Here is a 12,130-nt window from a genome sequence, read left to right on the forward strand (position 1 = left end):
GATGAAGTTATAAATAAATACCATGATAAATAGCTCAATTAAAGATGATATACTGAAAATTAATGTGGTTCCCTGCACAGCTTTTGACAGATATTTTATAACATTGGATGTAAATGCCACTTTCAATGAAGATGAAGTTTTTGAAGAGTATTCAAAACTCTATGATTTAATTACGGAAAGAAATATCATTCCGGTATACGAAAAGGTCTTTGGTAGTGAGGTACTAAAAGATAAATTATCCTTACTGAGAAATGCTCGGATAAAAGATTTTTTTCCATCCACACTAATCAATTATGAAACGGTAAAAGGTGCCCCATTATCCAGCGTTTTTATCTACGGGATAAAGCCTTATGAGGTTGACAAGGTCAAAATTAACAGAGCAGAGAATAAATCGATAGAGATAGTTTCCGAAAAGGCTTCTCAATTGTATCTGTTAAGTATTGACGGAGAAAATCAACACCTCATCAGCAATAACCCGTATTCTGATGTGTTCTTAGATTTAGACTTTTATTTACGAAACTGTGGATACTCCGCTAAATCGATAGCAAGGACATGGTTCTATATGTCAAACATTGATAGGAAGTATTGTGATTTCAATGACAGCAGGCTTGACTTTTTTGAGAAAGAAAATATATCATATGGTGATCAATCTAACTTTCTCCCGAGTAGCACATGCATCGGAGCTCCAGTTTTAAACAAAAGAGGAATACTCTTGGATGTGTATTGTCTTAAATCAATGGACCCGAGTGTTTTTTTAAAGAGAATTTACAACAAAAATCAAAATGAGGCCAATGGCGTGAGTTATAAGTTTAAACCTGCTTTTGCAAGGGGGACATTAATCTCAACTGAAAAATACAATGAAGTTCATATATCAGGTACCGCCAGTATTAATGAAAAAGGTGAATCCGTGCACCTGAATAATCCTTACCAACAGATCATCACTACATTGAAGAATGTATACTCAATATTGGAACAATATCAGATGGGGTTTGAGCACTTAGTTCAATCAACATGCTTTTTTAAAAAAAGTGAATATTATTCAGAATTTATGAAGGCCTTAGAGGATCTTAAAATAAACAATTTCTCTTTTACCTATTTAATAGGCGATGTCTGCCGTGATGAACTATTATTTGAGTTGGATTGTATTGCTGTAAAAAATCATAATGATGAAGATAGAGGTTAAATTAAATTTGGAAATTACAGATTTTCCAGAAAATATTCTTGTTCCCCTTGACTCCACCGGAACTATTTTTATCCCTTCATGGGGTAATTTAGCTGAACATTTTTATTTTTTGGTAGATTTCGAAAGAAGGAGAACGATAGCATTCCAGATAGATTTACACACACAGATAGCTTCATTCAAGGAAAGGATCACTTTAATTCATAAGGAAAAAAGTAGTCCGCATCAAATGACTTTCGACCAATTTCTATTTTGGTTAACAGTTCCACACAGCGGAGAATTTTATAAGAATTCACTATATGTAAGCTTTACCCATTGCCCGTTCTTCTTGCAGATTGACCTCACGGAAGTAAAGGCTTATTTGATCTATGATGAAAATTCTTCGTTGGAATATGTTTTTTCTTCCACAAACCAGATTTTAGAAGGGGTAATGTATATGTCTAGATGGAATATTTCACAGATGTATAGAAATGTTTATGAAAAAAATGCCAATGATGTCGATCTAGAGATATTAGCCTACGATCTAGAGCAGCAAGAATTTCGGAAAATAGATACTATTAAAGGACGAGATCAAATTCATACTACAAGCATCTCCTCAGATGGACGATACTTAGTTATGATTGAAATGAATACAAAACCCTCTGCTGAAAGTCTTTGCATAAGAAAGGAAGATGTAGCTAGAAAGATCCAGATCTTAGAAGAAGGGCTAACAGACTCATGGTGCTTTGTATATGATCTATTAAATATGCGGGTCAGTGATCAGAAGATTATCGGGGGGAGCCCGGCCCATATTGTATTCGATCGGGAGGAAAATATTATGTACCTTTCTAAACATCAGATAGGTATCAACGGCGGAAGCAACGGTGTAGATTTCTTTAGCTTTGGACCGGGAAGCCTTTCGAAATATAGGATCAACGATACGGGGGAGCTTGGACTGGAGGCCGACGTTTCGGATGATCACCTTATCAGGATACCGGGTCACACAATGTTTCGTTTCGAGGGGAATGACTTTATAATACTTCCGGTTACACCAGAACAGATATTTTTGATTGACGCAAAAAGTATGTCCGTTGAAAAAAGAATTTTACTAAGAGACGATATTAAAAGGATAGAATTTGTGGATGGTCCATTTGCCTATAGAGTAATGGCTCTTGATAGGTCCCCATATTCGGTTCAGGCTATAAATGAGAAACCTTATTTGTATTATAATAATGCCTCTACAATAGGTGTGTACAATATCAAAACTGGCCTAAAAGATTCCTTCAGATATGGGGAAGGCAAACATGTCGCAGGATGCGGACATTCGATTTTATTAAACGATACTATAAGTATAAATGGTAACTAATTCTTTAAAGCATGATTATAGCACTGGCCTCTCCAATATTTCCGGACTCTCTCGAAACTGGAATTACCACTGTTGAGCGGTTTATAAAAGAAGCTGCCTTGAGAAAGGCCGAAATTATTTGTTTTCCAGAGTCATATCTTCCAGGAATGCGGGGACTTGAATTTGAAATTGAGCCCCACTCCCAAGAACGACTAAAGTTTGCGCTTGAGAAAGTGTGTGCACTTGCGTTGGAACACAGCATAAATGTAATCATTCCCATGGACTGGGATAAAGATGGGAATATCCTGAATGTGGCTTTTGTTATTTCAGATAAGGGAGAAGTTATCGGTTGCCAAACTAAGAATCAGTTGGATCCTTCAGAAGACGCAATATTTATAGCTGGCGATACCCGGTCAGTTTTTACAATAAATGGTACGAAAATAGGGTTGGTTATCTGTCACGAAGGATTCAGGTATCCTGAGTCAGTACGTTGGGCGGCAACAAGGGGAGCTCAATTGGTATTTCATCCGTTTTGTGCAGGAAGCGACACTGATGGAGATATTTTAACTGAATGGGGAGCGAAAGATAATCCTTACTATGAAAAAGCAATGATATGCAGAGCGATGGAAAATAATATATTTTATGCGTCAGTTAATTATAGCTTTAAGTTTCCAGAAGCAGTTTCAAGTGTGATAAGTCCTGTTGGACAGTGCATAGCTCACTCTGAGTTCGGAAAAGAAGATTTATTAACCATCGATATTGACCTGGAATTGGCAACACGAGAGCTTGCAAAAAGATTCAGGCCAAAGTCCTTTCAATAAAAACTGCTTTTACGTATTTTAAACAATTTAGATTAGTTATGTTAGATACTTCGTTTGTAGACCTTAATAATATCTTTGAGTATTTGAAAAAGTCAAATGACAACTATATTGAGTTTTATGAAAAAGGTGAGAAATTAAAAAAAGAATTCAAAAATGTTTATCATGACGTTTTAAGGGTTTTATCCCATTTAAAAACTTTACATCTCATGAAGGGCGATAGGGTGGCCATTATAGGTACGACCTGTTATGAATATGTTATTGTGGATCTGGCGTGTGTAGTGATGGGAGTATTTACTGTTCCCCTTGATGAAAATAAAAAATATGAAATTGAAGATATTGTAGAAGAGTTTAAGGTTTCAACGGTCTTTACCAATCTTGAATTTTTAGACGATAGGGTTGTTACCTTTTCAGTGCTTTGCAGTAATAATGAAACACTTGCAAATTTTATACCGGCTAGATATGAAGCAGAAGAATCTTTTACAACAATATTCTCTTCTGGGACCCAGGGTATAAATAAAGCAGTTGAGGTAAGGGCAATCTCTTTTTTTGATCAGTTTGCAAGTGCCTCTGAAATGTTTGACATCGGACCGAAGGACAAAATGTTGGTCTTCTTACCGTTAAATATTTACCTAGAGAGGTGTTATATTTATTTAGCCATATTGCATGGCTTCAATCTTGTTATAGCTAGTCCAAATTATCTGTTTAAAGTTCTCAAAAATGATAAAATTACCTTTACAGTAGGTATCCCGTATTTTTTTGAAAGCCTCTATAATCTGTTCATGCTGAATGTACAGTCGGATGTTACTCTGCAAAATAAGTTGGCTGATCATCTGTCAGGCTTAAAAAAAATACATGACAATGATATTGTTCGGGTTTTCAAAGAATTTTTGGGTGGAGAAATGAGATTTTTCTTAACGGGTTCGGCTCCATGTAAAGTATTCATCATTGACTTTTATCATAAAATGGGGGTTCCATTATATGAAGGATATGGTATGAGTGAAATTTCCGGAATGCTAGCATTGAACTACCCAGGTAGTTATAGATTAGGAAGTGTTGGAAAAGTATTTCCAAATAAAGAAATAATGTTTGATGAGAACGAACAGATATTGGTAAGGGGAAAGTACATAAAAAACATACGATATTTTAATACCACCAAGTCTATAAATGATCAGACTTTTCTTGCTGAAGGATGGATAGCAACTGGTGATATTGGGTATTTGGATCAGGATGGCTACTTATTTATAACCGGACGGATCAAAGACTTGCTGATCTTATCTAATGGAAAAAAAATCCATCCTGGCCCAGTTGAACTTAGAATCAATACTCATGATTTTATCGATAATTGCGTTGTCGTAGGAAATGACAGGCCGTATTTGACAGTCTTAATCGTTGCTAAGAACAAGGAAATTGACAAAGATGCCATACATCATCTCCTAAGAGAAATAAATGATCATCTTCCAAAAGATGAGCGGGTAGGGAATTTCAATTTATTAGCTGAGCCATTTAGTACTGAAAATGGCACTTTGTTGCCATCTTTTAAGCTGAATAGGACATTAATTCACCAAAAGTTTACCGAAGAAATTGATAGCATGTACCTGACTAATCCTTATTAATTTATGGTGATAGATATGCATGCACATATAGCTTTTCATGAGCTATACCACCCCTTCTTTATAACGGGAGTACAAGAAGAGGCATTTGATGTTATAGGTAAAAGTGACATCGGTCTGTTGAACCCTGTTATTTTAAATAAAATCATCAAAAAAAGACTTGACGATCAAAATTGCAACGAATTACTTGCTCAAATGGAATTGGCTGGTATATCCAAGACAGTGCTGTTGATCGCCGACTGGGGCTATGGATTAGATGAGTCCAAGTTGAGCCTAGAATATCTTTATGGTTATTATCACGGTATTTTAACAAAAAATCCTGATAAATTTATAGTTTTCGCAGGTGCTGATCCACGGAGAGGGGATGAGGGATTACACCTTTTTGAAAGAGGGATAGTCAATTATAAATTTAAAGGGCTAAAATTATATCCACCTTGCGGATATGAATTAAATGATAAGCGTTTATATCCTTATTACGAATTATGTGGGCAATACAATATTCCGGTATTGACACATACCGGGCCTTCATTATCCAGCATGAAGATTGAAAGGGAGTACCCCAGTTCTATTTGTGAGGTGGCTTCCCAGTTTAGCGATGTCCGTTTTGTACTTGGTCATGCTGCATTTCAAAATTTCGATGTTAACCTATCAATAGCAAGGAAGTTCAAAAACGTTTTTCTTGAAAGTTCGGGTTTTCAAAAAGAATGTCATAATGAGTATTTTATCAAAAAATCTCTTGTAAGCTTATTTAGACATGTGCCAAATCAGGTTTTGTTTGGGACAGACTGGCCCATGTTCAATATGATGGGCACTCAAAAAAAATGGGTTGACTATTTTAAGGATCTCAATGTTATGAAGGACAGTTATTTGGAATTATTTTTTTATAAAAATGCTCAAGAAGTATTAAATCTAAGATAGCAGGATTGACAATAGTGGACGTTTTCTATTCTGATAAATCATTTAAATTGTCAGAATAAGGTTTAATATTTTAAGTTCAGGTGTGCTGATTTTCAATATTTGTTGTTACATTAGGGAAATAGAATAGACTTGAATGTATATATTAATAGTATGATAAAATGAAGAAAATTGACTTAATGTTGCTGCCATTCTGGTCCCCATTTATTCCTCCTTTGGGTATTTCTATATTAAAAAGCTTTTTAAATACATACGGAAATTTTGAAATCAAGACTCATGATCTCAATGCGGCTCCTGAATTCCTAGAGACTCATAGGACATACATGGCGCTTTTAAAAAAAGGCCTCCCTGAGAAGTATCAAGGAAATATTAATACCATTGGTAATTATTTACTGATGTATCACGCTGTCATACATTTCAGAAGATCCGAACATGTACCCTATCTGGAGCTGCTAAAAGAACTTATATACAAACATTTTAATTATGACATTGAGGAAGAAATACTGTGGGCGCTAGATAATGAATTGACTATTTTTTATAAAGGTTTGTCTGATTACATCGATAGATACGACAATGAAATAATCCCTGATGTTTTGGGGATGTCACTTTTTAACGGAAATATTGGCCCCTCACTTTTTGTAGCTAAAAAGATAAAGGAAAAGTACCCTGAAGTGAAAATTATTGTTGGCGGTGGGATATTCGCAGATCAGCTATTTCCTGGAGGACCGAATTTCAATGCCTTAATGCAGGAAATGTCTTCTTATCTAGATAAAATAATTGTTGGAGAAGGAGAGGTTTTATTTCTAAAATATCTGAATGGAGAATTAGATGATGCGAAAAAGATATATGACAGCAATAAAGATCTGAAGGATCCTGTATCTTTTTCAGAGCTACGTACCCCGGACTTTGATAATCTAGATATGGATAGATATCCATACATATCTACCTTTATATCCAGAAGTTGTCCCTTTCAGTGTCATTTCTGTTCTGAAACTATCCAATGGGGGAAATATAGAAAGAGAAGTATACCTGAGGCGGTAGAGGAGATGATTGTACTAAGTGAAAAGTATGATAGGTCGTTATTTCTATTGGGTGATTCATTATTGGATCCTATTATAACAAATCTATCTACCGAAATTCTCAAAACGGGTAGAAAATTGTTCTGGGACGGATATTTACGCGTTTCTAAGGCGGCTATGGTTTGGGAAAATGTCATGCTATGGAAAAGTGCGGGTTTTTACCGAGCGCGATTGGGCATTGAAAGTGGCTCGGACAAGGTTTTAACCCTAATGAATAAAGGAATAACCAAAGATGAGATAAGAAAAACGTTGAAGAACCTGGCTCTAGCTGGAATAAAGACCACCACATATTGGATCGCGGGATACCCTGGTGAAACAGACGAAGATTTTGAAGAAACATTGGATCTTTTGAGAGAATTGAATGAATATATATATTCTGCAGAATGCCATCCATTTGCTTTCTTTTTAAAAGGGCAAGTTGCCTCAGACAAATGGGCTACAGAACTGGGTGTTGATCCTGTTTTCTCAGACAGGTTAAGTGAACAAACTATGATGCAAACTTGGAGAGTGAAAGGCTCTACAGATCTTTATAATAACCAAAAGAGGGCGTTTAAGTTTAACAAAGTTTGTGAGGAGTATAAAATTCAGAACCCATATAATTTTTCAGAGTGGTACATCGCTGATAGGAGATGGAAAAAACTTCATAACAATTCAGTCCCGTCTTTGGTAGAGTTGCAACGAGAATATAAAGTGGTGATCTAAATTTTGAAATGACTTTAGTGACTAGTTTAACAAGAAAATAAATGTTTATGCAAAATTCTAATTTAATGCCTTTGGTCTCTAAGAAAGTGGCTATCGTTACGAATAATACCAACTGCGAACGTCATGTCCAATATTATTCAACACTCGAACGGTATTTTATCGCGAATAATTGGATTATATGTGACTCCTTTGATGTAGACATGGTTGTCATAAGTGGCTGCGGCTTCCATAACCTAATGTTGGAAAAGGTGAAAAATTTGCTTTTAGAGCTTGAATCCATTGGTTTTGCAAATAATGTAGTAATGACAGGGTGCATTCCTACAACCCATGAAGAAGAGTGGAAGAGATCTTTTTCAGGGACACTTGTAAAGCTGAATTTTGAAACAACTATTGACAATCTTATCAATGCGGTTGTTCCCTATAAAGATGTCAACCTTACCAATATTATACGTCCACACAAAAAAAGTGAAATTACCGAAGAGTCCAAAATCTTTCATATTAAAATATCCAATGGTTGTATACGTAAATGCACTTTTTGTGTAATATATAAAGCTAAAGGCAAACACATTAGTGTTCCCGCTGAAGAAATAAAAGCTCAGTTCATAAAAGGAATAGATGATGGGTATAGTAAATTCTACCTAATGGGGGAAGATACCTTTGCGTATGGTACAGATTCTGGTACAACGATAATCGAGTTGATAGAAAGCTTGTTACTTATTCAGCCTAATGTTGAATTTAATTTTAGTAACATGGATCATAAGTGGCTGGTAGAATATATTGATGATATCATATCGCTTTGCAAAAGAGGGGCTATAAAAAACCTGCATTTGGGAATGCAACACACAAATGATGAGCTATTGATCCGTATGGGGCGGGGAGGAACCGATCATAAAAAAACTTACGACGCAATAGTAAAGTTAAAGACAGCCTGTCCGTATCTTTTTCTCGGCGTAGATATTATAGTTGGTTTCCCTGGTGAGACTGAAACAATGTTCAAGGAATTGTTGGAGTTTTTTAAAAATGAAAAGTACATTGACAATGTTCAGCATAATGGCTATAGTGCTGTTGAGGGGGCTCCCTCATCGTCATTCTCAGAAAAATTACAAGATAAAGTTATAATTTCTAGGTTTGTTCAGATGACTAAAGTATTGGAAAGCCGTAGTCCTTTCAATCGGTTGCAAACGGAAACAAATTTTGATGTGACATATCAGGAAACTAAAGATAATGACTACTCTTTTGTGAAGGATTCTTTCCTTGATCAATGTTAGTATCATAATTCTTCCAGAATGAATTATAGCAATTATGTATTAAACTCATATAGTCATTCTGCACGGGCAATGGTCTATATAGGTTGATTTTCTGAAGATATAAACACTGCATTATAAAACATGAACGCTTATCCTTTGACCTCATCTCAACTTCCAATTTGGCTCCTAAGCCAAAATGAAAGACTTTCCCTGGTCTACAATAATATTGTTGCTTACGATATGTTCGGTGAAGTTGATTATGATCGGTTTAGTGTTAGCATAAATGTGCTACTAAAAAGGCAAGAAGCATTAAGGACAGCTTTTATAAAAAATCGAGAAGGTGGGATCGAGCAGTACATACTTCCTTATTTTTTTTACAAACCTGAGCTTATTTCATACGAAGAAAAAGAAGGAACAAATCTGAGTGATTGGATAAATACATTAAATGATACTGCCATTAATCTTGAAACTGACAATTTATTCAGGTTTATTTTAATTAAAGTTGAGGCAAAAAGATTTATTTTCGTTGCTATAGTTCATCATATTATTTCTGATGGATGGTCTTTCAATTTAATAGCTAAGGAAATATTTCAACATTATAATGGATTAGAACAATCTGATCTGCTCCTCAATTATAGCGACTATCTTGGTGGAGTATACCCAGTCATACCTTCGGGCGAAGATTTTTGGTTAAAACAGTTCCTGGACAAAAATTACGAGGCAAATCCGATTCGATTGGATAGGGTAAGAGCTCAGGACAGGACGTATGCCGGAAATAGCGTAAACTTTGAGCTTACAGCACAACAATCGGTAGAACTGAAAACCTGGCTTTTTAAAAATAAGCTCTCCTTATTTATCGGACTGGTTGGTATCTACTATCTACTCATCCATAAAATGAGTAATGCTGGTTTTGTTGTTATAGGTGCTCCTTTCGATCAGAGAGCCAACGAAGATCAACGCAATCTCCTTGGCATGTTTGTAAATACTGTTGCAATGCCAATAGAAATTGATCATCAATTAACCATCAACCAGTTTTTTAAATTAGTTAAAGATAAGGTTATAGATTTCTATAATCATCAAACGTATCCATTCAATGAGTTGGTTAGTAAGCTGAAGGTAGAAAGAAAAGTAAATGAGAATCCCTTATTTGAAATCATGTTCGCTCTACAGGATAAACAGTTCGAGGATGAGGTTGATGATCTGCAGGTAAAATGGTTGCTTTGCAAAAAAAAGGTTGCACATTTTGAACTGTTTCTTCAAGCATTTGATTTGGGAAATCAGCTTAAATTTGAGATGATTTATGATAAAAGCATTTATGATTTATCTACGATAAATAAAATAACGCAATATTATAAGGAGATCGTAAGCACAGTCTTGGAAAATCCCAATAGTAAAATTGCTGAAATCAAATTCAGAATTGATCAATCCATAGTGAAGTACGACCAAGAGGACGTTTTGATAAATGGCCAAATCACCCTAGCTGAGTTACTGGAAAAATCGTATGCCGCAAATCTTACGAGAATTGCGATAAGAACTGATACTAAATGCTTTTCATACGGAGAACTAGAGGCCAAGTCGTGCCAGATTGCAAACTTATTGCTTTCAAAAGGGGTCAAACCCAATGACATTGTCGCGGTTATTTGTAAGCGATCACCGGAATTGATATTTGCAGCCCACGGAATTATCCGTGCGGGTGCAGCTTATATGCCCCTTGATCCTTCCCTGCCCGAAAAGTGGATAAAGAATGTCCTAAAAGCTAGTGGTGCAAAGATTTTGATGGCTGATAAGCATTATTTCGAATCAGATATTGATCTTGTTTTGTTAAGCGAGGATATCCTTAATTCCGTAGTCGTAAGCCCTTTAAAGCTCATAAATAAGATTGATGACCTTATTTATGTTATTTACACCTCTGGTTCTACAGGTGATCCAAAAGGGGTGATGATTGAACACAAAGCTATTATCAATCGTGATTTGTGGCTGCATGAAAAGTATCCCATACAACACCAAGATGTCATGATTCTGAAGACACCAATAATGTTTGATGTTTCTGTATGGGAAATATTCTGGTGGGTCAAAACCGGTTCCAGTGTCTACATACTCGAAGATGGGCTAGAAAAGGATCCTGAACAGATTATGATAAAAATTAAAGGTGGGGAAGTCACGATTATTCATTTTGTCCCGTCATTTCTTGACTTATTTATTTCATATGTGAAGAAAAGTGATCAGACGTTATTTGATAAATTAAAATATATATATTCCAGTGGCGAAGCCCTTCTCGCTAACACAGTAAATGATTTTAATGATATAACCCTCGGCACTAAGGTTAGGCTAATTAATCTTTATGGCCCTGCAGAAACCATAGAGGTATCTTATTATACCTGTCCCAAAGAGAAAATATCAAGGGTGCCAATCGGAAAACCTATAGATAATTTTAAGATCTATATCGTAGATCACCATATGCAACTGCTACCAGCTTGTATTGAAGGAGAACTGTGTGTTTCGGGAATAGGAGTTGCTCGGGGATATCTAAATAAAATAGAGCTGACCCGTGAAAAGTTTATTGATAATCCATTTGAAGAAGGTACCCGGTTATATAAGACTGGCGACTTAGCAAGATGGTTACCCGATGGAAACATCGAATATTTAGGTAGGATAGATGAGCAGGTCAAGATAAGGGGCAATCGGATTGAATTGGGACAAATCGAAAATAGTCTTTTAGATCTTGCATATGTAAAAGAGGCAGCTGCACTTGTAAAGGAAAAAAATGGCGAAAAATATCTGGTCTGTTATTTTACAAGTGAACTCATTTGTGACATAGATGAGATTAGAGCTTACCTTGAAGAGTCTATCCCTGAATATATGATCCCTTCTTTTTTTGCCCAGATTGATGAAATGCCTCGCACTAACAGCGGTAAAATTTCAAAAAAGATATTGGGGAAAAAGGAACTGACAGTTAGTTCTGAATCGTATTATGAGCCGACCAATGAGGTAGAAAGACAACTGACAATTATCTGGGCCACACTTCTAAATATTGAATCTGGTCACATCAGTATGTCCGATAATTTTTTCAGGCTGGGAGGAAATTCTATTTTATTGGTCAAAATGAGATCCATGGTTGAGAAAAAATTTGATGTGGACATTGCTCATGTCTTTCTTTATAGTAATTCTTCTGTCAAGAAGATCGCAGAGAAAATAGAACAGCTAATCAATGATGGGCGGAACGTTAACGATAATATAGGGATAACTATATAA

General features: G+C 35.7%; 8 protein-coding genes. All 8 read left to right on the forward strand.

From position 1 onward, the window contains the following. Window positions 1-22 precede the first annotated feature (22 nt). The 8 genes from EYS08_RS02985 to EYS08_RS03020 all read left to right on the forward strand — a co-directional run bounded on the left by EYS08_RS02985 (window position 23) and on the right by EYS08_RS03020 (window position 12,130). Window positions 23-1,183 carry a Rid family hydrolase gene (locus EYS08_RS02985; RefSeq protein WP_131028372.1) on the forward strand — a complete coding sequence of 387 codons (1,161 nt, stop codon included), beginning with the start codon at window positions 23-25 and terminating at the stop codon, window positions 1,181-1,183. Beyond that, a complete protein-coding gene (locus EYS08_RS02990) occupies window positions 1,164-2,525 on the forward strand; it encodes a hypothetical protein (protein WP_131028373.1) in 1,362 nt (453 codons plus the stop codon). The genes EYS08_RS02985 and EYS08_RS02990 overlap by 20 nt, the downstream gene beginning before the upstream one ends. An 11-nt stretch (window positions 2,526-2,536) precedes the next feature. Beyond that, window positions 2,537-3,325 (forward strand): carbon-nitrogen hydrolase family protein, encoded by a 789-nt coding sequence (locus EYS08_RS02995; RefSeq protein ID WP_131028374.1) that lies wholly within the window; start codon window positions 2,537-2,539, stop codon window positions 3,323-3,325. 38 nt (window positions 3,326-3,363) lie between these two features. Further along, window positions 3,364-4,938 (forward strand): AMP-binding protein, encoded by a 1,575-nt coding sequence (locus EYS08_RS03000; RefSeq protein WP_131028375.1) that lies wholly within the window; start codon window positions 3,364-3,366, stop codon window positions 4,936-4,938. Between the two features lie 3 nt (window positions 4,939-4,941). Further along, window positions 4,942-5,853 (forward strand): amidohydrolase family protein, encoded by a 912-nt coding sequence (locus tag EYS08_RS03005; RefSeq protein WP_131028376.1) that lies wholly within the window; start codon window positions 4,942-4,944, stop codon window positions 5,851-5,853. Window positions 5,854-6,011: 158 nt separating this feature from the next. Then, on the forward strand, window positions 6,012-7,631 hold the full coding sequence (locus tag EYS08_RS03010; RefSeq protein ID WP_131028377.1) for a B12-binding domain-containing radical SAM protein: 1,620 nt from the start codon (window positions 6,012-6,014) through the stop codon (window positions 7,629-7,631). A gap of 47 nt (window positions 7,632-7,678) precedes the next feature. Next, window positions 7,679-8,899 carry a radical SAM protein gene (locus tag EYS08_RS03015; RefSeq protein ID WP_165456353.1) on the forward strand — a complete coding sequence of 407 codons (1,221 nt, stop codon included), beginning with the start codon at window positions 7,679-7,681 and terminating at the stop codon, window positions 8,897-8,899. Between the two features lie 120 nt (window positions 8,900-9,019). Beyond that, on the forward strand, window positions 9,020-12,130 hold the full coding sequence (locus EYS08_RS03020; protein WP_131028379.1) for a non-ribosomal peptide synthetase: 3,111 nt from the start codon (window positions 9,020-9,022) through the stop codon (window positions 12,128-12,130).

Source organism: Pedobacter kyonggii, assembly GCF_004310665.1.
GTDB classification, from domain to species: domain Bacteria; phylum Bacteroidota; class Bacteroidia; order Sphingobacteriales; family Sphingobacteriaceae; genus Pedobacter; species Pedobacter kyonggii.